The sequence below is a fragment of the Acidovorax sp. GW821-FHT09B03 genome (assembly GCF_059418305.1).
This window is the reverse complement of sequence record NZ_JBWKPP010000008.1, coordinates 138,063-162,733: the sequence shown is the minus strand read 5'-3', so window position 1 is coordinate 162,733 and position 24,671 is coordinate 138,063. Positions and strand designations below refer to the sequence as shown.

General features: G+C 65.2%; 28 protein-coding genes. 21 read left to right on the top strand and 7 right to left on the bottom strand.

Going from position 1 to position 24,671, the window contains the following annotated elements:
* Positions 1-6 precede the first annotated feature (6 nt).
* From AC07PA_RS16625 to AC07PA_RS16610, 4 genes are read right to left on the bottom strand one after another with little or no spacing between them, the layout of a single operon-like run.
* Complete coding sequence (locus AC07PA_RS16625; RefSeq protein ID WP_007861674.1) at positions 7-1,152, bottom strand: hybrid sensor histidine kinase/response regulator; 1,146 nt, start codon at positions 1,150-1,152, stop codon at positions 7-9.
* The gene (locus AC07PA_RS16620) at positions 1,149-1,757 is read right to left on the bottom strand and encodes a chemotaxis protein CheB (RefSeq protein ID WP_494606843.1); all 609 of its coding nucleotides are present in this window, start codon (positions 1,755-1,757) and stop codon (positions 1,149-1,151) included. Before AC07PA_RS16620 ends, AC07PA_RS16625 begins: the two co-directional genes overlap by 4 nt.
* Complete coding sequence (locus AC07PA_RS16615; RefSeq protein WP_007861676.1) at positions 1,757-2,596, bottom strand: CheR family methyltransferase; 840 nt, start codon at positions 2,594-2,596, stop codon at positions 1,757-1,759. The genes AC07PA_RS16620 and AC07PA_RS16615 overlap by 1 nt, the downstream gene beginning before the upstream one ends.
* 17 nt (positions 2,597-2,613) lie before the next feature.
* Positions 2,614-6,051, bottom strand: coding sequence for a response regulator (locus tag AC07PA_RS16610; RefSeq protein ID WP_494606845.1), 3,438 nt, complete (start codon positions 6,049-6,051; stop codon positions 2,614-2,616).
* A gap of 200 nt (positions 6,052-6,251) precedes the next feature.
* Between AC07PA_RS16610 and ubiA the strand changes: the two genes are divergently transcribed.
* Positions 6,252-7,136, top strand: coding sequence for a 4-hydroxybenzoate octaprenyltransferase (gene ubiA, locus AC07PA_RS16605; protein WP_007861678.1), 885 nt, complete (start codon positions 6,252-6,254; stop codon positions 7,134-7,136).
* Positions 7,137-7,151: 15 nt separating this feature from the next.
* On the opposite strand, the gene proC is transcribed toward ubiA, so the two are convergent.
* The 3 genes from proC to AC07PA_RS16590 form a co-directional block, all read right to left on the bottom strand.
* Entirely contained in the window at positions 7,152-7,988 is an 837-nt protein-coding gene (gene proC, locus AC07PA_RS16600) for a pyrroline-5-carboxylate reductase (RefSeq protein ID WP_494606848.1), read from the bottom strand.
* 82 nt (positions 7,989-8,070) lie between these two features.
* Positions 8,071-9,564 (bottom strand): glycerol kinase GlpK, encoded by a 1,494-nt coding sequence (gene glpK, locus AC07PA_RS16595; protein WP_494606850.1) that lies wholly within the window; start codon positions 9,562-9,564, stop codon positions 8,071-8,073.
* Between the two features lie 48 nt (positions 9,565-9,612).
* Positions 9,613-10,377, bottom strand: a complete 765-nt coding sequence (locus tag AC07PA_RS16590) for a DeoR/GlpR family DNA-binding transcription regulator (protein ID WP_007861688.1) — start codon at positions 10,375-10,377, stop codon at positions 9,613-9,615.
* 203 nt (positions 10,378-10,580) lie between these two features.
* Here AC07PA_RS16590 and AC07PA_RS16585 point away from each other — a divergent pair, with 203 nt between their 5' ends.
* The 20 genes from AC07PA_RS16585 to rpsM all read left to right on the top strand — a co-directional run bounded on the left by AC07PA_RS16585 (position 10,581) and on the right by rpsM (position 24,667).
* A complete protein-coding gene (locus AC07PA_RS16585; protein ID WP_494606852.1) occupies positions 10,581-11,657 on the top strand; it encodes an ABC transporter ATP-binding protein in 1,077 nt (358 codons plus the stop codon).
* Position 11,658: 1 nt separating this feature from the next.
* Positions 11,659-12,750 carry an ABC transporter ATP-binding protein gene (locus tag AC07PA_RS16580; protein WP_007861690.1) on the top strand — a complete coding sequence of 364 codons (1,092 nt, stop codon included), beginning with the start codon at positions 11,659-11,661 and terminating at the stop codon, positions 12,748-12,750.
* Positions 12,747-13,643, top strand: coding sequence for a carbohydrate ABC transporter permease (locus tag AC07PA_RS16575; protein WP_007861691.1), 897 nt, complete (start codon positions 12,747-12,749; stop codon positions 13,641-13,643). Before AC07PA_RS16580 ends, AC07PA_RS16575 begins: the two co-directional genes overlap by 4 nt.
* A complete protein-coding gene (locus AC07PA_RS16570) occupies positions 13,636-14,448 on the top strand; it encodes a carbohydrate ABC transporter permease (RefSeq protein WP_007861697.1) in 813 nt (270 codons plus the stop codon). The genes AC07PA_RS16575 and AC07PA_RS16570 overlap by 8 nt, the downstream gene beginning before the upstream one ends.
* 12 nt (positions 14,449-14,460) lie before the next feature.
* Complete coding sequence (locus AC07PA_RS16565) at positions 14,461-14,769, top strand: DUF2160 domain-containing protein (protein ID WP_494606855.1); 309 nt, start codon at positions 14,461-14,463, stop codon at positions 14,767-14,769.
* Between the two features lie 100 nt (positions 14,770-14,869).
* A complete protein-coding gene (locus AC07PA_RS16560) occupies positions 14,870-16,600 on the top strand; it encodes an ABC transporter substrate-binding protein (RefSeq protein WP_007861699.1) in 1,731 nt (576 codons plus the stop codon).
* A 198-nt stretch (positions 16,601-16,798) separates the two neighbouring features.
* Complete coding sequence (locus tag AC07PA_RS16555) at positions 16,799-18,391, top strand: glycerol-3-phosphate dehydrogenase/oxidase (protein ID WP_494606857.1); 1,593 nt, start codon at positions 16,799-16,801, stop codon at positions 18,389-18,391.
* Between the two features lie 194 nt (positions 18,392-18,585).
* A complete protein-coding gene (gene rplN, locus AC07PA_RS16550; RefSeq protein ID WP_007861702.1) occupies positions 18,586-18,954 on the top strand; it encodes a 50S ribosomal protein L14 in 369 nt (122 codons plus the stop codon).
* Positions 18,955-18,963: 9 nt separating this feature from the next.
* The gene (rplX, locus tag AC07PA_RS16545) at positions 18,964-19,284 is read left to right on the top strand and encodes a 50S ribosomal protein L24 (RefSeq protein WP_145697096.1); all 321 of its coding nucleotides are present in this window, start codon (positions 18,964-18,966) and stop codon (positions 19,282-19,284) included.
* A gap of 9 nt (positions 19,285-19,293) precedes the next feature.
* Positions 19,294-19,833 carry a 50S ribosomal protein L5 gene (gene rplE, locus AC07PA_RS16540; protein WP_007861706.1) on the top strand — a complete coding sequence of 180 codons (540 nt, stop codon included), beginning with the start codon at positions 19,294-19,296 and terminating at the stop codon, positions 19,831-19,833.
* Between the two features lie 8 nt (positions 19,834-19,841).
* A complete protein-coding gene (rpsN, locus tag AC07PA_RS16535; protein ID WP_007861712.1) occupies positions 19,842-20,147 on the top strand; it encodes a 30S ribosomal protein S14 in 306 nt (101 codons plus the stop codon).
* A 20-nt stretch (positions 20,148-20,167) separates the two neighbouring features.
* On the top strand, positions 20,168-20,563 hold the full coding sequence (gene rpsH, locus AC07PA_RS16530) for a 30S ribosomal protein S8 (RefSeq protein ID WP_007861717.1): 396 nt from the start codon (positions 20,168-20,170) through the stop codon (positions 20,561-20,563).
* A gap of 25 nt (positions 20,564-20,588) precedes the next feature.
* Entirely contained in the window at positions 20,589-21,122 is a 534-nt protein-coding gene (gene rplF, locus AC07PA_RS16525) for a 50S ribosomal protein L6 (RefSeq protein WP_007861719.1), read from the top strand.
* 11 nt (positions 21,123-21,133) lie between these two features.
* A complete protein-coding gene (rplR, locus tag AC07PA_RS16520; RefSeq protein WP_007861721.1) occupies positions 21,134-21,499 on the top strand; it encodes a 50S ribosomal protein L18 in 366 nt (121 codons plus the stop codon).
* A gap of 17 nt (positions 21,500-21,516) precedes the next feature.
* On the top strand, positions 21,517-22,035 hold the full coding sequence (rpsE, locus tag AC07PA_RS16515; protein ID WP_007861723.1) for a 30S ribosomal protein S5: 519 nt from the start codon (positions 21,517-21,519) through the stop codon (positions 22,033-22,035).
* Between the two features lie 13 nt (positions 22,036-22,048).
* Positions 22,049-22,231 carry a 50S ribosomal protein L30 gene (rpmD, locus tag AC07PA_RS16510; RefSeq protein WP_007861725.1) on the top strand — a complete coding sequence of 61 codons (183 nt, stop codon included), beginning with the start codon at positions 22,049-22,051 and terminating at the stop codon, positions 22,229-22,231.
* A 10-nt stretch (positions 22,232-22,241) separates the two neighbouring features.
* A complete protein-coding gene (gene rplO / locus AC07PA_RS16505; RefSeq protein WP_007861727.1) occupies positions 22,242-22,673 on the top strand; it encodes a 50S ribosomal protein L15 in 432 nt (143 codons plus the stop codon).
* A 24-nt stretch (positions 22,674-22,697) separates the two neighbouring features.
* Positions 22,698-24,017: a preprotein translocase subunit SecY gene (secY, locus tag AC07PA_RS16500; protein ID WP_007861729.1), complete on the top strand. Its 1,320-nt coding sequence runs from the start codon at positions 22,698-22,700 to the stop codon at positions 24,015-24,017.
* Between the two features lie 147 nt (positions 24,018-24,164).
* Positions 24,165-24,278, top strand: a complete 114-nt coding sequence (rpmJ, locus tag AC07PA_RS16495; RefSeq protein ID WP_005793651.1) for a 50S ribosomal protein L36 — start codon at positions 24,165-24,167, stop codon at positions 24,276-24,278.
* A gap of 23 nt (positions 24,279-24,301) precedes the next feature.
* Entirely contained in the window at positions 24,302-24,667 is a 366-nt protein-coding gene (rpsM, locus tag AC07PA_RS16490) for a 30S ribosomal protein S13 (protein ID WP_035206424.1), read from the top strand.
* Positions 24,668-24,671 lie beyond the last annotated feature (4 nt).

Genomic DNA, 24,671 nt, shown 5'->3' with positions numbered 1-24,671 from the left:
CGTCGCTCAACCCGCCGCCGTGGGGTGACGCGGCAGAACCACGTGGAAGCGGGTGGTGCCGTCTTCGGACTGCACATCGATCCGGCCCCCGTGCGAGCGCACGATCTGCTGCACGATGAACAGCCCCAGCCCCAGGCCCTGGTGGCGCCCCGGTGCCTGGTCACGCCCCCGGAAGGGGCTGAACAACTGCGGCACAAGCGCCGGTGGAATGGTGCCACCATTGGTCACGGTCAGGGCGAGGGTGTGCGCATCGCTGCCATCGAGCGCCACATGGATCGCCACCGCAGGGTCGCCATGGTGCACCGCGTTGCCGATGAGGTTGATTGCCAGCTGGCACAGCCGTTCTTCGTCTCCCATGCCGGCAAGATTGCCCTGGTCGCTGGTGCTGATCACATGGTTGGGAAAGCCCGTGCGTATCTCCTGCAGCGAGCGCTGCAGCACGGCACGCAGGTCCACGGGGGCCATGCGCATCGCCAGCCCGCCGCCCTGGCGGATGCGCGTCACGTCCAGCAGGTCCTCGATCATGCGCCCCATGCGCTGGCTGCTGCTGAGCACGCGGCCGGCCAAAGCCTGCGCCTTGTCGGGCGCCAGGGGCTGGCGTTGCAGGGCCGTGGCCGCCGCACCGATGGACATCAGCGGCGTGCGCAGGTCGTGGCTGAGCACCGCCATGAACATCTCGTTGATGCGCAACGCCTCGGTGCGCTCGCGCAGTTCGCGGGCCAGGGTGCGCTTCTGGCGGAACAGCTCGAAGAACACGCCGGCCTTGGAGGTCAGCATCTGCGGATCAATGGGCTTGTACAGAAAATCCACGGCCCCGGTCTCGTAGCCGCGGAACTGCCAGTTCTGGTCGCGTGAGCCGGCGGTCATGAAGATCAGCGGGATGTGGCGGGTGCGTTCGCTGCCGCGGATCAGCTCGGCCAGCTCGAAGCCGTTCATCTCGGGCATCTGCACGTCCAGCAGGGCCAGGGCCACGTCGCCGTGGGAGAGCAGCAGCTCCAGCGCCTCGGGGCCTGACTGGGCCTTGAGCACCTCGATGCTGTCGCTGTGCAGCAGGGCCTCCACGGCCACGAGGTTTTCTGGCACGTCGTCCACCACCAGGCATTTGATGCGTTCGGTCGGAGCTGGCTGTGCAGGGAAGGTGGTGGGGCTCACAGGATTCTCCGCATTTGCAGTTCGGTCAGCAGGGATGCGATCTCCGAAGGGGGAAGGACGTGGTGCGGTGCCATCAGGTCCAGGGCGGACTGGGGCATGGCGGACATGGCGGCGCTGCCGGGGGACTGCACGATGGAGAGCCCTCCCGCAGCGCCGATGGCGGCCATGCCCCGCGCGCCGTCCTGGTTGGCACCGGACAGGAGCATACCGATCAAACGTTCGCCATAGGTGTCGGCGGCCGATTCGAACAGCACGTCGATGGATGGGCGCGAGAAGTGCACGGGCTCATCGACCGAAAGCGCCAGCCGGGGGCCGGCGTCCACCAGCAGGTGGTAGTCGGGCGGCGCGAAATACACCGTGCCCGCCTCGATGGGCTCCTTGTCCTGCGCTTCTGCCGTGCGCAGCGCGCAGCGCGGGCGAAAGATCTCGGGCAGCAGGCTCGGGGCCTCGCGCGGCAGGTGCAGCGTGACCAGCACCGCCACGCGGGTGTGTGACTGCAGGGCCGGCAAGATGGTGGAGATGGCATCGATGGCGCCTGCCGAACCCCCGATCACGATGGCATCGAAGCCGCGCAGGCCGTGCTGGTGCACCGGGACAGCGGCCATCACGTGCCCACCTTCTTGCGGTAGATGCGGTCTTCGAGCACGAAGTCGTCGAAGGCCGGGGCCTGTTCGGTGAAGCGCATCGACTCCTTGGAACCCAGGCCGAGGAAGCCGCGGTGGCACAGCGCTTCCTTGAACAGACCCAGGGCGCGGTTCTGCAGCTCGCGCTCGAAATAGATCAGCACGTTGCGGCAGGACACCAGGTGCACCTCGGCGAACACGGTGTCCGTGGCCAGGCTGTGGTCGGAGAACACCACCTGCTTGCGCAGCGCGCGGTCGAACACCACGCGACCGTACCCGGCCGAGTAGTAGTCCGACAGCGAGGTCTTGCCGCCCGAGCGCGCATGGTTCTCGGTGAAGGAGGCCACGCGGGAGAGGTCGAACACGCCCGCCTCGGCGGCCTGCAGGGCCTGCTGGTTGATGTCGGTGGCGTAGAGGATGGTGCGCTCGAGCAGCCCTTCCTCGTGCAGCAGGATGGCCAGCGAATACACCTCTTCGCCCGTGCTGCAGCCCGCCACCCAGACCTTGAGCGAAGGGTAGGTGCGCAGAATGGGCAGCACCTGCTCGCGCAGCGCCTTGAAATAGCGCGGGTCGCGGAACATCTCGCTGACCTGCACGGTGAGGTACTCGAGCAGTGCCGGGAACACGGCGGCGTCGTGCAGCACCTTGTCCTGCAGCTGCGACAGCGTCTGGCAGGAGAAGCGCGAGAGTGCCGTCTGCAGCCGCCGCTTGAGCGAAGCCTGCGCGTAGCCGCGAAAGTCGTAGTGGTAGCGGTAGTAGATCGCGTCGAGCAGCAGGCGCTGCTCGATATCGCCGATGCGGGCCGTCTTCAGGTGGTGCAAGCGGGGCTCCGGCGTGCTCACTTGGGCATCCACACCCGCACCAGCGAGAGCAGTTTCTCCACGTCCAGCGGCTTGGCGATGTAGTCGTTGGCACCGGCGGCCAGGCACTTGTCCTGGTCGTCCTTCATGGCCTTGGCCGTGAGGGCGATGATGGGCAGCCTGCGCCAGGCGGGCTGCTTGCGGATCTCGCGCATGGCGGTGTAGCCGTCCATCTCCGGCATCATGATGTCCATCAGCACCAGGTCCACGGCGGGGCCGGCACCGCCCGAGCGCTCCAGGAAGTCGAGCGCCTCGCGGCCGTTGCGTGCGATCTGCACCGAAATGCCCGTGGGCTCCAGGATGCTGGAGAGGGCGAACACGTTGCGCACGTCGTCCTCCACCACCAGCACCGTGCGGCCCTCGAAGGCCGCGTCGCGGCTGCGCGCCACCTGCAGCATCTGCCGACGCTCCACCGACAATTCCGATTCCACCTGGTGCAGGAACAGAGTGACCTCGTCGAGCAGCCGTTCGGGCGAGCGCGCGTCCTTGATGATGATGGACTTGGAGAAGCGGCGCAGCTGCTGCTCCTCGTCGCGCGTGAGGGCGCGCCCGGTGTAGACGATGACCGGCGGGAAGGAGACCTCCTCCTGCTCCGACATGGCCTGGAGCAGCTCGTAGCCGCTCAGGTCGGGCAGGTTCACGTCCATCACCATGCAGTCGAAGGTGCTGCTGCGCAGGTAGTCCAGGGCTGCGGTGGCGTTTTCCACGCACACGATGTCCACGCCGTCCGTGGCCAGCAGGGCGCGCACGCTCTCGCGCTGGCGCTCATCGTCCTCGACCACCAGCACGCGGCGCATGCCCTGGGTGAACTTGGCCTCCAGGCGCTGCAGCGCCTGCACCAGCTCTTCGCGCTTGACGGGCTTGAGTGCATAGCCGATGGCACCGCGGCCCATGGCCTCCTGCGAGTAGTCGGCCACCGAGACCACGTGCACCGGGATGTGTCGCGTGGCGGGGTTGCGCTTGAGCTGGTCGAGCACCCCGAGGCCCGAGAAGTCGGGCAGGTTCACATCCAGCACGATGGCGCTGGGCTGGTGCAGCGTGGCGGCCGCCAGGCCCTCGCTGGCCGTGTGGGCCAGGATGCAGTGGAAGTCCATCTCGCGCGCCAGGTCGTTCAGGATGTTGGCAAAGCGCACATCGTCTTCGATCACCAGGATGTTGCGCTCGCCCTTCGGGCGCGCGGCCACGGGCAGGATGGCCGGGGCCACAGGGGCCGGCCGGCTGGGCGCGGCGGAGGGAGCGGGAAGCGGTGCGCTGGCCGCGCTCTGGGGCGCCTGCAATGCCCGGCCGGTCGAGGGCTCGGCGGACTGCACCGCGTGGCGCGGTACGGTCAGCGTGAACTCGCTGCCCTGGCCCGGCGTGCTGCGGATGGCGATGCTGCCACCCAGCAACTGGGCCAGGTCGCGCGAGATCGACAGGCCCAGGCCCGTGCCGCCGTACTTGCGGTGGGTGCTGCCATCGGCCTGGCGGAAGGCCTCGAAGACCAGCTCCTGCTGGTGCTCGGGGATGCCGATGCCGGTGTCGCGCACGGCAAAGGCCAGCATGTCGCCGGGCAGGGGCGAGACATGCAGCGCCACGCTGCCCTGTTCGGTGAACTTCACGGCGTTGGAGAGCAGGTTCTTGATCACCTGGCCCAGGCGCAGCGCGTCGGTGTCCATGGTGGCTGGCACGCCCGGGTCCATGGTGAGTGCCAGGGTCAGCCCCTTTTCCTCGGCGATGGGGCGCAGTGGGTCCACCAGCGACTGCATGGCGCGGGCGATGTCCACGCTCTCGATGTCGATGGTGGCCTGGCCGGCCTCGATCTTGGACAGGTCCAGGATGTCGTTGATCAGCGCCAGCAGGTCGTTGCCGGCCGACGAGATGGTCTGGGCGTACTTCACCTGCTCGGCCGTGAGGTTGCCGGCCTTGTTGTCGGCCAGCAGCTTGGCCAGGATCAGCGTGGAGTTGAGCGGGGTGCGCAGCTCGTGGCTCATGTTGGCCAGGAACTCGCTCTTGTACTGGCTGGTCTGCTCGATCTCGCGGGCCTTCTCGGTCAGGTCGCTCTGGGCCGCCAGCAGCTCCTCGCGCTGGTTCTCGAGCTGCTGGGTCTGCTCCTCGAGCTGGGCGTTGGTCTGCTCCAGTTCGGTCTGCTGCAGCTCCATCTGCGCCTGCGACTCCTGCAGGATGCGGCTTTGCTGCTCCAGCTCCTCGTTGTTGACGCGCAGTTCCTCCTGCTGGGCCTGCAGCTCCTCGGACTGGCGCTGGGTTTCTTCGAGCAGGGCTTCGAGCCGGCTGCGGTCCTGGCCCGAGCGGATGGCCACGGCCAGCATCTCGGAGGCCTGCTTGAACAGGCGGTGCTCGAACTCGTCCACCGCGCGGTAGAAGCCCAACTCGATCACGGCAAACACCTCGCCATTTTCGATGGCCGGCGCCACCAGCAGCTCGGCAGGTGCCGATGCGCCCGTGCTGGAGGACACGGTCAGGTGGTTGGCCGGCACATCGCGCACGTGCAGCAATTCGCGCGAGCGCGCACACTGTCCCACCAGGCCTTCGCCGTCGATGAGTTTCTGCGCCAGGCGCTCGCGCGGCAGCGCGTAGCCGCCAAACAGCGTGAAGCCGCCGCCATGTTCGTTGACCGCGTAGGCCGCACCCACCTTGGCATTGAGGTAGGTGGCCAGGTATTCGAGCGCCAGCTCGCCGATCTCTTCCACGCGGCGGTCGCCCTGCAGGCGCTGGGCCAGGCCGCTCAGCCCCGTCACCACCCAGTTCTGGCGTGCCTTGAGGCGGTGCTCGCGTGCCGTCAGTGCGGCCGAGATGCAGATCAGCGCCAGCAGCAGCAGCGAGCCGCCCCAGGAGTAGTAGGCCGACAGCGAGGTGGCCTCCTCCCAGCCGCGGCGGCGGTCTTCCAGTTCCTGGGTCTGCAGGCCCGCCAGGTCCGAGGCCAGGTCGCGCACCCGGTCCATGATGTTCTTGCCCGCATCGGTGCGCACCAGCGCCATGGCGCCTTCCACGTTGCCGGCCTTGCGCAGGTCCACGGTCTCGGCCAGCTCGGTGCGCTTTTGCCGGGCCAGGTCCTCGATCTGGACCACGAGGCGGCGCTGGCCAGCGTTGCCCTCGGTGCTGGCCTTGAGGGCCGTCAGCTGCCGGTCCAGCACGTTCTGCGCGAGCAGGTAGGGCTGCAGGTAGGAGGCATCTCCCGTGAGCAGGTAGCCGCGCTGCCCGGTCTCCAGGTCCTTCATCGCCGAGTGCACCAGCGACAGCTGGCGCATGGCCTGCGAGGTCCGGTCCATCGCGGCAACTGCGTCGGCCCGCACCTCGGAGGCCCGGTAGTTGACGAAGGCAATGACCAGGGTGGCCAGGGCCGCGACGATGAAACCCGCCATCAGGCTCTTGGGGATGGCAAAGCGCTGGGCAGCCTGGGTACTCGGTGATCGGGGCATGCGTGGCAAGGTCCGGGTGGGGGGCAACCGGACAATGTAACGGGTTTGTACAAATGGTCGGTGTAGGACATTTCCTGCACGGCGGCTGTCCTGCCCGGGGGACGGGGGGCGGGGGGCGGCGCAGGGGCGCGCGGCTGCTACATTCCCGGTGCCGCCCGTCCGATGGGCCAACCTCCCCCGCATTCGCCGTTTTCCTTGCCATGTCCGCACCGCCGCGCAGCCGCCTGTCCCTGTACCTCGACCTGATCCGCTGGAACCGGCCCGCCGGCTGGCTGGTCTGCCTGTGGCCCACGCTGAGCGCGCTGTGGATCGCGGCGGACGGCTTTCCGGGCTGGCACCTGCTGGCGGTGTTCGTGCTCGGTACCTTTCTCATGCGCAGCGCGGGCTGCTGCGTGAACGATGTGGCCGACCGCGACTTCGACCGCCACGTCAAGCGCACGGCGGCCCGCCCCGTGACCACCGGGGCCGTTTCCGTCAAGCAGGCGCTGGCCCTGGGCGCGGTGCTGGCCCTGGTGTCCTTCGGCCTGGTGCTGACCACCAATGCGGCGGCCATCGCCTGGTCCGTGCCCGCCGTGCTGGTGGCCATTGCCTACCCGTTCACCAAGCGCATCATCGCCATGCCCCAGGCCGTGCTGGGCATCGCCTTCAACTTCGGCATCGTGATCGCCTTCGCCGCCGTGCAGGGCCAGGTGCCTGCGGTGGCCTGGTGGATGTGGCTGGGCAACCTGTTCTGGGTGCTGGCCTACGACACCGAGTACGCCATGGTCGACCGCGACGACGACCTCAAGATCGGCATCAAGACCTCGGCCATCACCCTGGGCCGCTTCGACGTGGCGGCCATCGTGCTGTTTTACCTGCTGTTCCTGGGCATCTGGGGCATGGCGCTGGCACCCTATGCCCTGGGCCCGGTGTACTGGCTGGCCACGGCCGCCGCCCTGGCCCAGGCAGTCTGGCACTGGACGCTGATCCGCGACCGCAGCCGCGAAGGCTGCTTCACCGCCTTCCGCGTCAACCACTGGCTGGGCGCCACGGTCTTTGCCGGCATTGCCGGCAGCTACCTGTTGCGCCAGCTTGCCATCAATTGAGTAGCGGGCGAGGAATTACTTGCCAAACTCATCGCCCAGTTCGTGGGCGCGCTGCTCGGCGGCTTGCATCGCGCGCTCGAAAGCTTCGCCCACGCCCTCCTTTTGCATGGACTGCAGCGCCGCATAGGTCGTGCCGCCCTTGGACGTGACCCGCTCGCGCAGCACGGCCGGTGGCTCGTCCGAACTGCGCGCCAGTTCCGACGCGCCCACGAAGGTGCCCACGGCCAGCCGGTGGGCCTGCTCGGCCGACAGACCCATGGCCGTGCCGGCGCGCGCCATGGCTTCGAGGAAGTAGAAGACATAGGCCGGGCCCGAGCCCGACAGGGCCGTGACCGCATCGAGCTGCTTTTCGCTGTCCACCCACAGGTACTCGCCCGTGGTGGCCATGATGGCCTCCACGCTCTGGCGTTCTGCGTCCGATACGCCCGGGCGGGCGTACAGCGCGCTCATGCCCTTGCCCACCAGGGCCGGGGTGTTGGGCATGGTGCGCACGATGCGCTCGCTGCCCAGCCACTGGGCGATGCTGTCCGAGCGGATGCCGGCGGCCACGCTCAGGTGCAGGGCGTCCTGCGTGTGGGCACGCGCCTGGGCGGCGGCGTCCTTGAAGGTCTGGGGCTTGACGGCCCAGACTACGATGCGGGCGCGCTGCAGGGCCGGGCCGGCCTCGGTCTGGGCGTCGATGCCGTAATTCGCGCGCAGGGCTTCGCGCGCCTGTTCCCAGGGTTCGACGACCTCGATCTGGCTGGCCGGGTGGCCCTGGCGGACCAGGCCGCCGATGATGGCGCTGGCCATGTTGCCGCCGCCGATGAAGGCGATCACGGGGAGGGAAGGGGAGGCGGTGGTCTGGCTCATGGTGTGCACAACAGGGAATCAAACAGCAGGGCCATGATGGTAGCCGCACCGCCCGCGGCACCTGTTCCTGTCTGCCCCGGGGTCACTCTGCCGTGGTCTGGCGCACGGCCCGTTCCCAGCGCTCCATCAGTTCGTGTGCACGTGCCTTGCCCAAGGTCGGCAGAAAGCGCCGTTCGGCCCGCCACAGCTGCGACAGCTCGGCCGTGCTGCCGTACACCCCGCTGGACAGGCCCGCCAGGTAGGCGGCACCCAGAGCCGTGGTCTCGATCACGGCGGGGCGCACCACCGGGATGCCCAGCAGGTCGGCCTGGAACTGCATCAGCAGGTCGTTGACACAGGCGCCGCCGTCCACGCGCAGCTCGCTCACCGGCGCGCCGCCGGCGGCCACGGCATCGCGGCTCATGGCCAGCAGCAGGGCAGCACTCTGGTAGGCGATGCTTTCGAGCGCGGCGCGTGCGATGTGGCCCAGGGTGGAGCCGCGCGTCAGCCCCGTGATGATGCCGCGCGAGTCGGGTTTCCAGTACGGGGCGCCCAGGCCGGTGAAGGCCGGCACCATCATCACGCCGCCCGAGTCGGGCACGCTCTGGGCGAGCGACTCGACCTCGCCGCTGGTGGAGATGGCACGCAGGCCGTCGCGCAGCCACTGCACCACGGCGCCGCCGACGAAGACGCTGCCTTCCATCGCGAACTCGGTCTGCGCGCCGGCCTGCGCGGCGCTGGTGGTGAGCAGGCCGTTCTTCGAGGTCTGGAAGGTGGTGCCCGTGTGCATCAGCATGAAGCAGCCCGTGCCATAGGTGTTCTTGGCCATGCCCGCGCTGAAACACGCCTGGCCGAACAGCGCGCTCTGCTGGTCGCCTGCCACGCCGCCCACGCGGATGGCGTGGCCCAGCAGATCGGGCGCCACGTCGCAGAAGTGCGAGCTCGATGGTTGCACCTGCGGCATCAGCGACTTGGGAATGCGCAGCAGCGCCAGCAGCTCGTCGTCCCACTGGTTGGTGTGCACATTGAACAGCATGGTGCGCGAGGCATTGCTCACGTCGGTCACATGCACCTGGCCGTGCGTGAGCTGCCACATGAGCCAGCTGTCCACCGTGCCGAAGGCCAGCTCGCCACGCTCGGCCTGCGCGCGCGCGCCGGGCACATGGTCCAGCAGCCACTGCAGCTTGGTGCCCGAAAAATAGGCATCGATCAGCAGGCCGGTCTTGGCCTGGATGGTCGCGGCCTTGCCCAGCTCGCGCAGCTGGGCGCAGGCGGGCTCGGCCCGGCGGTCCTGCCAGACGATGGCATGGTGCACGGGCTGGCCGGTCTGGCGGTTCCACAGCACCGTGGTTTCGCGCTGGTTGGTGATGCCCACGGCGCGGATGGCGCTGGCCTTTAGGTTCGCCTTCTCCAGTGCCTCGCGGGCCGTGGCCAGCTGCGTGCGCCAGATCTCCATCGGGTCGTGCTCCACCCAGCCGGGCTGGGGGTAGATCTGCGGCAGCTCGCGCTGGGCCTGGGCCACGATGTGGCCCTGCTCGTCGAAGACGATGCTGCGGGAGCTGGAGGTGCCTTGGTCGAGTGCGAGCAGGTAGGTCATGGCGGACAAGGATAAGTCAGGCGGGGCGCAGCCAGGCGCTGCGCGGGATCAGGCGGCGACGGTGCAGATGACCTCGGCGTCCTGGAGCAATACGGGAAAGGGCTCGGGCGGCGGCGCATCGGTGAACAGCCGGTCGATCTGCTGCAGCGTGGCCAGTTGCACCATGGCCGGGCGGTTGAACTTGCTCTGGTCGGCCGCCAGCCAGACCTCGCGCGACTGGGCAATGATGGTCTGCGCCACCTTCACCTCGCGGTAGTCGAAGTCGCGCAGCGAGCCGTCGGGCTCGATGCCCGAGATGCCGATGAGTGCGATGTCCACGCGGAACTGGCGGATGAAGTCCACCGCCGCCTCGCCCACGATGCCGCGGTCGCGCGCGCGCACCACGCCGCCGGCCACGATCACCTCGCACTCCGGGTTGCCGCTCAGGATGGCGGCCACGTTCAGGTTGTTGGTGATCACGCGCAGCCCGCGGTGGTGCAGCAGCGCCTTGGCAATGGCCTCGGTGGTGGTGCCGATGTTCAGGATCAGCGAGCAGTCGTTGGGCACCTGCTCGGCCACGGCGCGTGCGATGCGCGCCTTGCCCTCGGCATGCAGGGTTTCGCGCTGGGTGTGGGCCAGGTTCTCCACGGTGGAGCTGGGCACGCGCACGCCGCCATGGAAGCGCGTGAGCAGGCCCGATTCGGCCAGGCGCTGGACGTCGCGGCGCACCGTCTGCAGGGTCACGCCCAGGGTCTCGGCCAGCTGTTCGACGCTGGCGGACTTGCGCGCGCGCACTTCTTCAAGGAGCAGGAGTTGTCGGGGGTTCGTATTCACGCGGTCAAGGCAGCAAGAAAGAAGCCAGAAGGAAGCGCCTACTTTAAATGGAACAAAAAGGAACCCATTAAGGGTAAACCTTGATTTGAAACGATCATAAAAGAACAAGAATGAACGCAATCGAAAACAAACGACCGCTGTGCGCCTGCGCCGGCGGTTTGGCATAACAGGCCCTGTGGGGGCACTACGGAAAGGCGTGCGGGATGCAGCTGGCACTGGACAGCATCAGCAAGAGGGTGGGGGCGCAGACCTGGCTCCATGACATGAGCATGGCGCTGCACAGCGGCGCCGTGACGGTGCTGCTGGGCGCCACGCAGGCCGGCAAGACCAGCCTGATGCGCATCATGGCCGGGCTCGATACACCCACCGCCGGCAGCGTGCGGGTGGACGGTGCCGACGTGACCGGCATGCCGGTGCGCGAGCGCAACGTGGCCATGGTCTACCAGCAGTTCATCAACTACCCCTCGATGAAGGTGGCCGACAACATCGCCTCGCCGCTCAAGCTGCGCGGCGAAAAGAACATCGATGCCCGGGTGCGCGAGATCGCCGCCCGCCTGCACATCGAGATGTTCCTGGACCGCTACCCGGCCGAGCTCTCGGGCGGCCAGCAGCAGCGCGTGGCGCTGGCGCGGGCCCTGGCCAAGGGCGCACCGCTGATGCTGCTCGACGAGCCACTGGTGAACCTGGACTACAAGCTGCGCGAGGAACTGCGCGAGGAGCTGACCCAGCTGTTCGCGGCCGGCCAGTCCACCGTGGTGTATGCCACCACCGAGCCGGCCGAAGCCCTGCTGCTCGGGGGCTACACCGCCGTGCTCGACGAGGGCCGGCTGCTGCAGTACGGCCCCACGGCCGAGGTCTTCCATGCGCCCAACTCGCTGCGCGTGGCGCGTGCCTTCAGCGACCCGCCGATGAACCTGGTCGCCGCCACCGTGGCTGCGCAGGGTGTGCAGCTGCAGGGCGGGGCGATGCTCGCCATCCCGCTGCCCCAGGGCACGCCGGCCGGCGCCGTCACCGTGGGCGTGCGCGCCAGTGCGTTGCGCGTGCAGGCCCGTCCTGGCGACGTGAGCGTGAGCGGCACGGTGGAGCTGGCCGAGATCTCGGGCTCCGACACCTTCGTGCACGCCTCCACCCCCTGGGGGGACCTGGTGGCGCAGCTCACCGGGGTGCATTACTTTGAACTGGGCACGCCCCTGGCGCTGCACCTGGACCCGGCACAGGCCTACGTGTTCGGTGCCGATGGCCGGCTGGTGTGGGCGCCCGCGCGCCTGGGAGGGCGTTGAGATGGCACGTATCAGCCTGGACCTGGCGCATTCCTACAAGCCCAATCCGCAGCAGGACGGCGACTACGCGCTGCTGCCCCTGAAGATGGAGTTCGAGGACGGCGGCGCCTATGCGCTGCTCGGCCCCTCGGGCTGCGGCAAGACGACCATGCTCAACATCATGTCGGGCCTGCTCGTGCCCTCGCATGGCAAGGTGCTGTTCGATGGTCGCGACGTGACGCGCGCCAGCCCGCAGGAGCGCAACATCGCCCAGGTGTTCCAGTTCCCCGTGATCTACGACACCATGACGGTGGCCGAGAACCTGGCCTTTCCGCTGCGCAACCGCAAGGTGCCCGAGGACCAGATCAAGCAGCGCGTGGGCGCCATCGCCGAGATGCTGGAGATGAGCGGCCAGCTCAACCAGCGCGCGGCGGGCCTGGCGGCCGACGCCAAGCAGAAGATCTCGCTGGGCCGCGGCCTGGTGCGCTCCGACGTGGCGGCCGTGCTGTTCGACGAGCCGCTCACGGTGATCGACCCGCACCTCAAGTGGCAACTGCGCCGCAAGCTCAAGCAGATCCACCACGAGCTCAAGCTCACGCTGATCTATGTGACGCACGACCAGGTCGAGGCGCTGACCTTTGCCGACCAGGTGGTGGTGATGACGCGCGGCCGCGCCGTGCAGGTGGGCTCGGCCGATGCCCTGTTCGAGCGCCCGGCGCACGTCTTCGTGGGCCATTTCATCGGCTCGCCGGGCATGAATTTCCTGCCCGCGCAGCGCGACGGCACGAACCTGTCGGTGGCCGGGCACCGCCTGTCGGTACCCGTGGGCCGCACGCTGCCCGAAGGCCCCCTGCAGGTCGGCATACGGCCGGAGTACCTGGCCCTGGCGCAGCCCGAGGAAGCCGGTGCGCTGCCCTGCACGGTGGTGCAGGTGCAGGACATCGGTACCTACCTGATGCTCACCGCCAAGGTGGGCGAGCACACGCTCAAGGCGCGCTTTGTGCCCGAAACCCGCCTGCCATCGGCCGGCGACACGGCATGGCTGCAGGTGCTGGGCACGCACACCTGCTTCTACCAGAACGAACAATTGCTGGCCGCGGAGGTCACCCCATGAGCACCACGACCAAGCCCGTGAACCAGAAGGCCTGGTTCCTGATCCTGCCGGTGATCCTGTGCGTGGCCTTCTCGGCCATCCTGCCGCTGATGACGGTGGTGAACTACTCGGTGCAGGACATCATCTCGCCCGAGCGGCGCGTGTTCGTCGGCACCGAATGGTTTGCCGCCGTGATGCGCGACGAGGAACTGCACGCCGCGCTGTGGCGCCAGATCACCTTCTCGCTGGCGGTGCTGGCCGTGGAGATCCCGCTGGGCATCATGCTGGCGCTGTCCATGCCCGCGCAGGGCTGGAAGTCCTCGGCCGTGCTGGTGGTGGTGGCCCTGTCGCTGTTGATCCCCTGGAACGTGGTGGGCACCATCTGGCAGATCTACGGCCGGGCCGACATCGGGCTCATGGGCCGCATGCTGCAGGTGATGGGCATCGAGTACAGCTACACCGGCAATGCCACGCAGGCCTGGCTGACGGTGCTGCTGATGGACGTCTGGCACTGGACGCCGCTGGTGGCGCTGCTGGCCTTCGCCGGCCTGCGCTCCATCCCCGACGCCTACTACCAGGCCGCCCGCATCGACGGTGCCAGCAAGTTCGCCGTGTTCCGCTACATCCAGCTGCCCAAGATGCGCGGCGTGCTCATGATCGCGGTGCTGCTGCGCTTCATGGACAGCTTCATGATCTACACCGAGCCCTTCGTGCTCACAGGCGGCGGGCCGGGCAATGCCACCACCTTCCTGAGCCAGTACCTGACGACCAAGGCCGTGGGCCAGTTCGACCTGGGCCCTGCCGCAGCGTTCTCGCTGATCTATTTCTTCATCATCCTGCTGCTGTGCTTCATCCTCTACAACTGGATGCAGCGCGTGGGCACCGCCAGCAACGAAGGGGCCGGCCATGAATGAAAAGCGCTTTCACAAGCGGTCGCTGTTCCTGGCGGCCTACCTGGTGTTCGCCGTGCTGCCCATCTACTGGATGGTCAACATGAGCTTCAAGACGAACGCGGAGATCCTCTCCACGTTCTCGTTCTTCCCCCAGCACTTCACCTGGGACAACTACAAGACCATCTTCACCGACGAGTCCTGGTACTCGGGCTACATCAACAGCCTGATCTACGTGGGCATCAACACGGTGATCTCGCTCACCGTGGCGCTGCCGGCGGCCTATGCCTTCTCGCGCTACCAGTTCATGGGCGACAAGCATGTGTTCTTCTGGCTCCTGACCAACCGCATGACGCCACCGGCCGTGTTCCTGCTGCCCTTCTTCCAGCTGTACACCACCGTGGGCCTGATGGACACGCACATCGCCGTGGCGCTGGCGCACCTCTTGTTCAACGTGCCGCTGGCGGTGTGGATCCTGGAGGGCTTCATGAGCGGCATCCCGCGCGAGATCGACGAGACGGCCTACATCGACGGCTACAGCTTCCCGCGCTTCTTCGTCACCATCTTCCTGCCGCTGATCAAGGCCGGCGTGGGCGTGGCGGCGTTCTTCTGCTTCATGTTCAGCTGGGTGGAACTGCTGCTGGCGCGCACGCTGACCAGCGTCAACGCCAAACCCATCGTGGCCACCATGACGCGCACCGTGAGCGCCTCGGGCATGGACTGGGCGACGCTGGCCGCGGCCGGCGTGCTCACCATCGTGCCGGGCGCCATCGTGATCTGGTTTGTGCGGCACTACATCGCGAAGGGTTTCGCGATGGGCCGGGTGTAAGGAGGTATCGACATGTTCGAGTGGATGGCCTGGACCCTGCCCGTGGCGGTGTTCTTCACGTGCATCGTGCTGATGCTGATCGGCATGGCGGTGTGGGAAGTGAAATCCCCCACCACCCTGCGCAAGGGCTTCCTGCCCCTGGAGACGACGCGCGGCGACCGCCTGTTCATCGGGCTGCTCTCGGCAGCCTACGTGAACCTGATCTTTGTGGGCGTGAGCGGCAAGCTCGCGCAATGGTTCGGGCTGGGCGAGGACCCCTCGATCTGGTTCAGCTTCGTGCTGTCCATGCTGCTGCTGGCGCTGGTCATGCGCAAGGGCTGACAGCGCCTGGAAATGTTCCCGTTGCACGGCTCAACCCTTCCCCGGAGCCGGGCGACCCATGTGCATCCAAAGGGGAGTGATTAATGAGGAGACAGGCACTATGAAGACGCGGTATACAGCGCTGGCACTGGCGGTAGCGGTCCTGGCCGGGCAGTCGGCCATGGCGGGCGAGGCCGAAGCCAAGAAGTGGATCGACAGCGAGTTCCAGCCCTCCACGCTGAGCAAGGACCAGCAGATGGCCGAGATGAAGTGGTTCATCGAGGCGGCCAAGAAGCTCCAGGGCAAGGGGGTCAAGGAGATCTCCGTGGTCTCCGAGACCATCACCACCCACGAATACGAATCCAAGACCCTGGCCAAGGCCTTCGAGGAAATCACCGGCATCAAGGTCAAGCACGACCTGATCCAGGAAGGCGACGTGGTCGAGAAGCTGCAGACCTCGATGCAGTCGGGCAAGTCGATCTACGACGGCTGGATCTCGGACTCGGACCTGATCGGTACCCACTACCGCTATGGCAAGGTCATGAGCCTGACCGACTACATGGGCGGTACGGGCAAGGAATACACCAACCCGGGCCTGGACCTCAAGGACTTCATCGGCACCAAGTTCACCACGGCGCCCGATGGCAAGCTCTACCAGTTGCCCGACCAGCAGTTCGCCAACCTCTATTGGTTCCGCGCCGACCTGTTCGACCGCAAGGACATCAAGGACAAGTTCAAGGCCAAGTACGGCTACGACCTGGGCGTGCCGCTCAACTGGAGCGCCTACGAGGACATCGCCGAGTTCTTCACCAACGACGTGAAGAACATCGACGGCAAGCCGATCTACGGCCACATGGACTACGGCAAGAAGGACCCCTCGCTGGGCTGGCGCTTCACCGATGCCTGGCTGTCCATGGCCGGTACGGCCGACATCGGTGCGCCCAACGGCCTGCCGATCGACGAATGGGGCATCCGTGTGGCCGACGACAAGTGCACGCCCGTGGGCGCCTCGGTGGCCCGTGGCGGCGCGACCAACTCGCCTGCCGCCGTCTATGCGCTGACCAAGTACGTGGACTGGATGAAGAAGTACGCGCCCAAGGAAGCCACGGGCATGACCTTCGGCGAAGCCGGCCCCGTGCCCGCCCAGGGCCAGATCGCGCAGCAGATCTTCTGGTACACCGCCTTCACGGCCGACATGACCAAGCCCGGCCTGCCCGTGGTGAACGCCGACGGCACGCCCAAGTGGCGCATGGCCCCTGGCCCGAACGGCCCCTACTGGAAGCAGGGCATGCAGAACGGCTACCAGGACGTGGGTTCCTGGACCTTCTTCAAGGACCACGATGCCAACAAGACCGCTGCCGCCTGGCTGTACGCCCAGTTCGTGACGGCCAAGACCACCTCGCTCAAGAAGACCCTGGTGGGCCTGACCCCGATCCGCGAAAGCGACATCCAGTCCAAGGCCATGACGGACGCCGCGCCCAAGCTCGGCGGCCTGGTGGAGTTCTACCGCAGCCCGGCGCGCGTGGCCTGGTCGCCCACCGGCACCAACGTGCCCGACTACCCCAAGCTGGCCCAGCTGTGGTGGAAGAACGTGGCCCAGGCGGTCACCGGTGAGAAGACGCCCCAGGGCGCGATGGACACGCTGGCCGACGAGATGGACCAGGTGATGGCCCGCCTCGAACGCGCCGGCATGGCCAAGTGCGCGCCCAAGCTCAATCCCAAGAGCGCGCCCACCAAGTGGCTGAGCGACAAGCAGGCCCCATGGGCCAAGCTGGCCAACGAGAAGCCGAAGGGCGAAACCATTGCCTACGACAAGCTGCTGCAGGCCTGGAAGGATGGCAAGGCGCGCTGAGCGGCTGCCAGTCCTGGGAGGCCGGCCTTTCTCTCCATGTGCATACATAGCTAGCTAGGAGAGGAGGGCGCAGGCCCCCGTTTCTTCCCCCGAACCTGCGGCGGCGGACGGTCCACAAGGCCAATCCCGCTCCGCAGGTGTCAAGAATTTCAGGGTTAACCCTAGGCTCAACCCCGTGCCTGTGGACAATCGCTACCTATGACCCACGTTTCTTCCCCCTTGCCCACGCGGCGCTCCGACCTCCTCGACCGCCTTGCCGAACCCCGCCAATACGACCTGGCCGTGATCGGAGGCGGTGCGACGGGCCTGGGCGTGGCGCTGGACGCGGCGGCCCGGGGCTTCAGCGTGGTGCTGGTCGATTCGCACGATTTCGCCAAGGGAACCTCCTCGCGTGCCACCAAACTGGTGCACGGGGGCGTGCGCTACCTGGCCCAGGGCAACATCGCGCTGGTGCGCGAGGCCCTGCACGAGCGCACCACGCTGCTGAACAATGCCCCCCATCTGGCCCAGCCGCTGGCCTTTGTGATGCCGTCCTACAAGGCCTGGGAGACGCCGTTCTACGGCATCGGCCTGATGATGTACGACGCCCTCGCGGGCAAGGCGGGCCTCGGGTCCACCCAGTTCCTGGGCCGTGCCAGGACCCTGCAATGCCTGCCCAATGCGCGCCAGGACGGGCTCAAGGGCGGCGTGAAATACTGGGATGGCCAGTTCGACGATGCCCGCCTGGCCCTGGCACTGGCGCGCACGGCCGCCACCAAGGGTGCGCTGCTGGTGAACTACTGCCCGGCGACCTCCCTGGTCCATGAGAACGGCAAGGTGGCGGGTTTCGTCTGCGAAGACAGCGCCAGCGGCCGCCAGTTCACCGTGCGCGCCAAGGCCGTGGTCAACGCCACCGGTGTCTGGGTGGATGCCCTGCGCCAGATGGACGGCGAGGCCATCGGCCGCCCGGTCAAGCCCATCGTGGCGCCCAGCCAGGGCGTGCACATCGTGGTGGACCGCGAATTCCTGCCCTCCGACCACGCCCTGATGGTGCCCAAGACGGCCGATGGCCGGGTGCTGTTTGCCGTGCCGTGGCTGGGCAAGCTCATCCTGGGCACCACCGACAGCCCGCGCCAGGATGTGGTGCGCGAACCCCTGGCCTTCAAGGAAGAGGTGGCCTTCATCCTCGACGAGGCCGCCCGCTACCTGACCCGCGCCCCCCAGGCGGCCGACATCCGCAGCATCTGGGTGGGCCTGCGCCCCCTGGTCAAGCCGCAGGACGATGACGGCGACAACACCAAGAAGATCAGCCGCGAGCACACCGTGCTGGCCAGCCGCAGCGGCCTGGTGACGGTGACCGGCGGCAAATGGACCACCTACCGTGCCATGGCCGAGGATGTGTTGCAAAAATGCTTCACTGTCGGCCTGCTGCCGGACAAGGCCGCTGGCGTCACCAACCGCCTGCCCCTGGTGGGCACGCCCGCCGAACCGGTGCGCCACCGTATCAGCGACGCCCAGGGCCTGCATTCCTACGGCAGCGAAGCCGCCGTCGTGCGCGGGCTGCAGGGCGCCGGGGTGGACCTGGGTGGCGGATTGACCGAGGCCATGGTGCGCTTTGCCGCCCGCCATGAATACGCCTGCACGGTGGAAGACGTGCTGGCGCGCCGCTCACGCATGCTGTTCCTGGACGCCCGCCAGGCCATCGCCACTGCCCCCCTGGTGGCAGCCCTCCTGCAGGAAGAACTGGGCACCGATCCACAACTGGATGCGTTTTTGTCACTGGCCGACCAGTATTTGCACGCTCCAGTGTGATAGGCGCTTGACTTCGGGTTTCCCCTTTGCAATAATCGAGGGCTTCGCGTTTCCTACGTGAAGTTTCTGCCCAGCGGGAAGTGCTGCAAATGGTTTGCGGTGCGGACGACGGGCCCAAGACTGACTGGCTGATCTGCAGCCCTTGAGAAGTTCTCTGGGGCCGTGGTCTTCTGGTGCAAGTTGGGAATATTGAAATGATCCAGACAGAATCTCGGTTAGAGGTTGCCGACAATACCGGCGCCAAGTCCGTCCTTTGCATCAAGGTGCTGGGTGGCTCGAAGCGTCGCTATGCAAGCGTTGGCGACATCATCAAAGTGAGCATCAAAGAAGCCGCTCCGCGTGGCCGCGTCAAAAAAGGCGAGGTTTACAGCGCAGTGGTCGTTCGCACCGCAAAGGGCATCCGCCGCGGTGACGGCTCGCTCGTCAAATTCGATGGCAACGCTGCAGTGTTGCTGAATGCAAAGTTGGAGCCTATCGGCACCCGCATCTTTGGACCCGTGACGCGTGAACTGCGTACCGAGAAGTTCATGAAGATCGTGTCCCTGGCTCCTGAAGTTCTCTAAGGACGCGCCATGAACAAGATTCGCAAGGGCGACGAAATCATCGTGCTGACCGGGCGCGACAAGGGCAAGCGCGGCACGGTGTCGCTGCGCAAGGATGACTCCTACCTCGTCATCGACGGCATCAATCTGGTCAAGAAGCACGCCAAGCCGAACCCCATGAAGGGTACGACGGGCGGCATCGTGGAAAAGGCAATGCCCATCCACCAGTCCAACGTTGCCATCTTCAATGCGGCCACCGGCAAGGCTGACCGCGTGGGCATCAAGGTGCAGGCTGACGGCGCGCGTGTTCGCGTGTTCAAGTCCAGCGGCGCCGAAATCAAGGCGGCCTAAGGGGCAAACATGGCACGACTCCAAGAAATCTACCGCGACAAGATCGCTCCCGAACTGACCAAGCAGTTCGGCTACACCTCGCCCATGCAGGTCCCCCGTCTGACCAAGATCACGCTCAACATGGGCGTGAGCGAGGCAGTCTCGGACAAGAAGGTGATGGACAACGCCGTGGCTGACCTGACCAAGATCGCTGGTCAGAAGCCTGTGGTGACCAAGGCCAAGAAGGCTATCGCCGGTTTCAAGATCCGCGAAGGCCAGGCCATCGGTTGCATGGTCACGCTGCGTGGCGTGCAGATGTATGAGTTCCTGGACCGTTTCGTGACCGTGGCTCTGCCCCGCGTTCGTGACTTCCGTGGTATCTCCGGTCGCGCTTTCGACGGCCGTGGCAACTACAACATCGGCGTCAAGGAACAGATCATTTTCCCTGAAATTGAGTACGACAAGGTCGACGCCCTGCGCGGTCTCAATATCAGCATCACCACGACGGCCAGGTCCGACGAAGAAGCCAAGGCTCTTCTGGCTGGTTTCCGTTTCCCGTTCAAGAACTGAGGCAGGGTATGGCTAAAGTAGCTTTGATCCAGCGCGAACTGAAGCGCGAAAAACTGGCCGCCAAGTACGCAACGAAGTATGCGGAACTGAAGGCGATCGCCGGTGACGCCAAGCGCAGCGATGAAGAGCGTGATGCAGCCCGCCTGGGTCTGCAGAAGCTCCCCCGCAACGCGAACCCCACGCGCCAGCGCAACCGTTGCGAAATCACCGGTCGCCCACGCGGTACCTTCCGTCAATTCGGTCTGGCCCGCGCCAAGATCCGTGAACTGGCTTTTGCAGGCGACATCCCCGGTGTCACCAAGGCCAGCTGGTAAGCAGGCAGGAGAATTACAACATGAGCATGAGTGATCCTATCGCTGACTTGCTGACCCGCATCCGTAATGCACAGATGGTCGCCAAGGCCACGGTTCTGGTGCCTTCTTCCAAAGTGAAGATTGCCATCGCCCAGGTGCTGAAGGACGAGGGTTATATCGACGGATTCCAGGTCAAGACCGAATCCGGCAAGTCCGAACTCGAAATCTCCCTGAAGTACTACGCTGGTCGTCCGGTGATTGAGCGCATCGAGCGCGTCAGCCGCCCTGGCCTGCGTGTGTACAAGGGCCATGATTCCATTCCACAAGTCATGAACGGTCTGGGTGTGGCAATTGTCACGACGCCCAAGGGCGTGATGACCGATCGCAAGGCGCGTGCTACCGGTGTCGGTGGCGAAGTGCTCTGCTACGTGGCCTAACCCGCGGCATTGAGGAGAAACTGAAATGTCCCGAGTAGGAAAAATGCCCGTGACCATCCCCGCAGGCGTGGATGTGTCCGTTAAAGATGACCAGATCTCCGTCAAGGGGACTGGTGGTTCGCTGTCGCTGGCGCAGAACGTGCTGGTGAAGGTGTCGAGCAACGACGGCAAGCTCAGCTTTGAGCCCGTCAACGACTCCCGCGAAGCCAATGCCATGAGCGGAACGATCCGCCAGCTGGTCAACAACATGGTTGTTGGCGTGAGCAAGGGCTTCGAAAAGAAGCTGACCCTGATCGGTGTGGGCTACAAGGCCGCCGCATCCGGTGCCAAGCTCAACCTGGCTGTCGGTTATTCGCACCCCGTCAACATCGAGATGCCTGCTGGCATCACGGTGGCCACCCCCACGCCCACGGAAGTGGTCGTGAAGGGCGCCGACCGCCAACGTGTTGGCCAAATTGCCGCTGAGATCCGTGCTGTTCGTCCACCCGAGCCCTACAAGGGCAAGGGCATCCGCTATGCGGACGAGAAGATCACGATCAAAGAGACCAAGAAGAAGTAAGGAGCTGCAGCATGTTGACCAAGAAAGAGCAGCGTCTTCGTCGTTCGCGCCAGACCCGCATCCGCATTGCACAGCAAGGCGTGGCCCGTCTGACCGTGAACCGCACGAATCTCCATATCTACGCCAGCGTCATCTCCGGCGACGGCAGCAAGGTGTTGGCCAGTGCCTCCACCGCAGAAGCCGATGTGCGCAAGGAACTCGGTGGTTCGGGCAAGGGTGGCAATGCCGCCGCTGCCACGGCCATCGGCAAGCGCATTGCTGAAAAGGCAAAGGCAGCTGGCGTCGAGAAGGTTGCATTTGATCGCTCAGGCTTTGCGTACCACGGTCGCGTCAAGGCTTTGGCCGACGCAGCCCGTGAAGCTGGCCTGCAGTTCTAAGCGGAGCGGAATACAAAATGGCTAAATTTCAACCCAAAGTGCAAGACGAAGGTCGTGACGACGGTCTGCGCGAAAAAATGATCGCGGTCAACCGCGTGACCAAAGTCGTGAAGGGCGGCCGTATCCTCGGTTTCGCTGCACTGACTGTGGTCGGCGACGGTGATGGCCGCGTAGGCATGGGCAAGGGCAAGTCCAAGGAAGTGCCTGCTGCAGTGCAAAAGGCAATGGAAGAAGCTCGCCGCAACATGGTGAAGGTCTCGCTGAAGAACGGCACGATCTTCCACAATGTGACCGGCCACCACGGCGCTGCCGTTGTGATGATGGCTCCCGCTCCCAAGGGTACCGGTATCATCGCCGGCGGCCCAATGCGCGCTGTCTTCGAAGTGCTGGGCGTGACCGACATCGTGGCCAAGAGCCATGGTTCGTCCAATCCCTACAACATGGTCCGCGCCACTTTTGACGCCCTGGTGAACTCCACGACGCCTTCGCAAGTGGCAGCCAAGCGCGGCAAAGCGGTCGAAGACATCTTCGCCTGATTGGAAGCTGTAAATGACTACGCAACAAACCGTCAAGATTCAACTGGTGCGCAGCCCTATCGGCACCAAGGAATCGCACCGCGCCACCGTCCGTGGCCTGGGTCTGCGCAAGCTGAACAGTGTCAGCGAACTGCAGGACTCGCCCGAAGTGCGCGGCATGATTAACAAGATCAGCTATCTGGTCAAAGTCCTCTGAGAGATAGATCATGGAACTCAATAGCATCAAGCCCGCAGACGGCGCCAAGCATGCCAAGCGCCGTGTAGGCCGCGGTATCGGCTCCGGTCTGGGCAAGACCGCTGGCCGTGGTCACAAGGGTCAGAAGTCGCGTTCGGGTGGCTACCACAAGGTCGGTTTCGAAGGCGGTCAAATGCCTCTGCAACGTCGCCTGCCCAAGCGTGGCTTCAAGTCGCAATCGCTCAAGTTCAATGCCGAAGTCACGCTGACCGATCTGGACAAGCTGGGCCTGGCCGAAGTGGACGTGCTTGCCTTGAAGCAAGCCGGCCTGATCGGCGAGCTGGCCAAGGTGGTCAAGGTCATCAAGAGCGGTGCTCTGTCCAAGGCTGTCAAGCTGACGGGCGTGGGCGCTACTGCAGGTGCCAAGGCGGCTATCGAAGCTGCTGGCGGCAGCCTGGCCTGATTTTGGATCTGAAAGAAGGTACCTGTGGCTACTAGCGCGGCTCAAATTGCAAAAACCGGCAAGTTCGGCGACCTGCGTCGTCGCCTGGTTTTTCTGTTGCTTGCGCTGGTCGTGTACCGCATCGGGGCGCATATCCCCGTGCCCGGTATCGACCCAGCCCAACTTCAGCAGCTTTTCAGCGGCCAGCAAGGCGGCATCCTGAACCTGTTCAACATGTTCTCGGGTGGAGCGCTCTCGCGCTTTACCGTCTTTGCACTGGGAATCATGCCGTACATCTCGGCATCGATCATCATGCAACTGATGACCTACGTGGTCCCGACATTCGAGCAGCTGAAGAAGGAAGGCGAGTCCGGCCGCAGGAAGATCACCCAGTACACGCGCTACGGCACGCTGGGCCTGGCCATTTTCCAGTCGCTCGGCATTGCCGTGGCACTGGAGAGCTCGGCCGGCCTGGTGCTGAGCCCCGGCATGGGTTTTCGCATCACGGCCATGGTCAGCCTGACGGCTGGCACCATGTTCCTGATGTGGCTCGGTGAGCAGATCACGGAACGTGGTCTTGGCAACGGTATCTCGATCCTGATCTTTGCAGGTATCGCGGCCGGTCTGCCAAGCTCCATCGGTGGCCTGCTGGAGCTGGTGCGCACGGGTGCGATGAGCATTCTGGCCGCCATCTTCATCGTGCTGGTGGTTGCTGCGGTGACCTACTTCGTGGTGTATGTGGAACGTGGCCAGCGCAAGATCCTCGTGAACTATGCGCGTCGGCAGGTGGGGAACAAGGTCTATGGTGGTCAATCGTCCCACCTGCCCTTGAAGCTGAACATGGCAGGTGTGATTCCTCCCATCTTCGCTTCGTCCATCATCCTGCTGCCAGCCACCGTGGTGAACTGGTTCAGTGCCGGAGAGTCGATGCGCTGGTTGCGCGACATCTCTTCCGCCCTGACGCCTGGTCAACCGGTGTACGTGATGTTCTATGCCGCTGCGATCATCTTCTTCTGCTTCTTCTACACGGCGCTGGTCTTCAACAGCCGTGAAACGGCAGACAACCTGAAGAAGAGCGGGGCGTTCATTCCCGGGATCCGTCCCGGTGAACAGACGGCCCGTTATATCGACAAGATTCTTGTGCGACTGACACTGGCGGGGGCGGTTTACATCACCTTCGTCTGCCTGCTGCCCGAGTTCTTGATCCTGAAGTACAACGTACCGTTTTACTTTGGTGGAACTTCGCTGTTGATCATCGTGGTGGTGACCATGGACTTCATGGCCCAGGTGCAGAACTACATGATGTCGCAACAGTATGAGTCGCTGCTCAAGAAAGCCAATTTCAAAGGCAATCAAGGCGGTTGACGGGTTGGAAGGGCCTGGGCGCACAGCGCGCCTGGTCCCCGAAAGCAAGGTTTAGGTTAGTTGGCGCCCCACGATTTTGTAGCGGGCACAAAAATTGTGTTCCGTGCAAGATAGCCGGGACGGATGGAAAAGTTTTAGGAGAATGCAATGAGAGTTTCGGCTTCGGTCAAAAAAATCTGCCGCAACTGCAAGATCATCCGCCGCAAGGGTGTGGTGCGCGTGATCTGCACGGATCTGCGTCACAAGCAGCGCCAGGGTTGATTGGAAAGTATTAGAGGACGCATATGGCACGTATCGCTGGCATCAACATTCCGCCCCACAAGCACGCGGAAATCGGTTTGACCTCCATTTTTGGAATTGGTCGCACACGCGCTCGCAAGATTTGCGAAGCCACCGGCATCGCTTACTCCAAGAAGATCAAGGATCTGACGGACAGCGACCTGGAAAAAATTCGCGAGCAGATCGAGCAATTCACCATCGAAGGTGATCTGCGCCGCGAAACCACCATGAACATCAAGCGTTTGATGGACATTGGCTGCTACCGTGGTTTCCGCCATCGTCGTGGTCTGCCGATGCGTGGTCAGCGTACCCGTACCAATGCACGCACCCGCAAGGGCCCGCGCAAGGGTGCTGCTGCACTGAAGAAATAAAGAG

Coding starts and splice junctions, on each gene's coding strand:
- AC07PA_RS16575 (WP_007861691.1), top strand. CDS start 12,747: ATGAGCACCACGACCAAGCCCGTGAACCAGAAGGCCTGGTTCCTGATC.
- AC07PA_RS16580 (WP_007861690.1), top strand. CDS start 11,659: ATGGCACGTATCAGCCTGGACCTGGCGCATTCCTACAAGCCCAATCCG.
- AC07PA_RS16620 (WP_494606843.1), bottom strand. CDS start 1,757: ATGGCCGCTGTCCCGGTGCACCAGCACGGCCTGCGCGGCTTCGATGCC.
- rpsN (WP_007861712.1), top strand. CDS start 19,842: ATGGCTAAAGTAGCTTTGATCCAGCGCGAACTGAAGCGCGAAAAACTG.
- rpsM (WP_035206424.1), top strand. CDS start 24,302: ATGGCACGTATCGCTGGCATCAACATTCCGCCCCACAAGCACGCGGAA.
- rpsE (WP_007861723.1), top strand. CDS start 21,517: ATGGCTAAATTTCAACCCAAAGTGCAAGACGAAGGTCGTGACGACGGT.
- proC (WP_494606848.1), bottom strand. CDS start 7,988: ATGAGCCAGACCACCGCCTCCCCTTCCCTCCCCGTGATCGCCTTCATC.
- AC07PA_RS16610 (WP_494606845.1), bottom strand. CDS start 6,051: ATGCCCCGATCACCGAGTACCCAGGCTGCCCAGCGCTTTGCCATCCCC.
- rplE (WP_007861706.1), top strand. CDS start 19,294: ATGGCACGACTCCAAGAAATCTACCGCGACAAGATCGCTCCCGAACTG.
- rplO (WP_007861727.1), top strand. CDS start 22,242: ATGGAACTCAATAGCATCAAGCCCGCAGACGGCGCCAAGCATGCCAAG.
- rplN (WP_007861702.1), top strand. CDS start 18,586: ATGATCCAGACAGAATCTCGGTTAGAGGTTGCCGACAATACCGGCGCC.
- AC07PA_RS16560 (WP_007861699.1), top strand. CDS start 14,870: ATGAAGACGCGGTATACAGCGCTGGCACTGGCGGTAGCGGTCCTGGCC.
- glpK (WP_494606850.1), bottom strand. CDS start 9,564: ATGACCTACCTGCTCGCACTCGACCAAGGCACCTCCAGCTCCCGCAGC.
- ubiA (WP_007861678.1), top strand. CDS start 6,252: ATGTCCGCACCGCCGCGCAGCCGCCTGTCCCTGTACCTCGACCTGATC.
- rplR (WP_007861721.1), top strand. CDS start 21,134: ATGTTGACCAAGAAAGAGCAGCGTCTTCGTCGTTCGCGCCAGACCCGC.
- AC07PA_RS16570 (WP_007861697.1), top strand. CDS start 13,636: ATGAATGAAAAGCGCTTTCACAAGCGGTCGCTGTTCCTGGCGGCCTAC.
- rplF (WP_007861719.1), top strand. CDS start 20,589: ATGTCCCGAGTAGGAAAAATGCCCGTGACCATCCCCGCAGGCGTGGAT.
- AC07PA_RS16585 (WP_494606852.1), top strand. CDS start 10,581: ATGCAGCTGGCACTGGACAGCATCAGCAAGAGGGTGGGGGCGCAGACC.
- rplX (WP_145697096.1), top strand. CDS start 18,964: ATGAACAAGATTCGCAAGGGCGACGAAATCATCGTGCTGACCGGGCGC.
- rpmJ (WP_005793651.1), top strand. CDS start 24,165: ATGAGAGTTTCGGCTTCGGTCAAAAAAATCTGCCGCAACTGCAAGATC.
- rpmD (WP_007861725.1), top strand. CDS start 22,049: ATGACTACGCAACAAACCGTCAAGATTCAACTGGTGCGCAGCCCTATC.
- rpsH (WP_007861717.1), top strand. CDS start 20,168: ATGAGCATGAGTGATCCTATCGCTGACTTGCTGACCCGCATCCGTAAT.
- AC07PA_RS16555 (WP_494606857.1), top strand. CDS start 16,799: ATGACCCACGTTTCTTCCCCCTTGCCCACGCGGCGCTCCGACCTCCTC.
- AC07PA_RS16565 (WP_494606855.1), top strand. CDS start 14,461: ATGTTCGAGTGGATGGCCTGGACCCTGCCCGTGGCGGTGTTCTTCACG.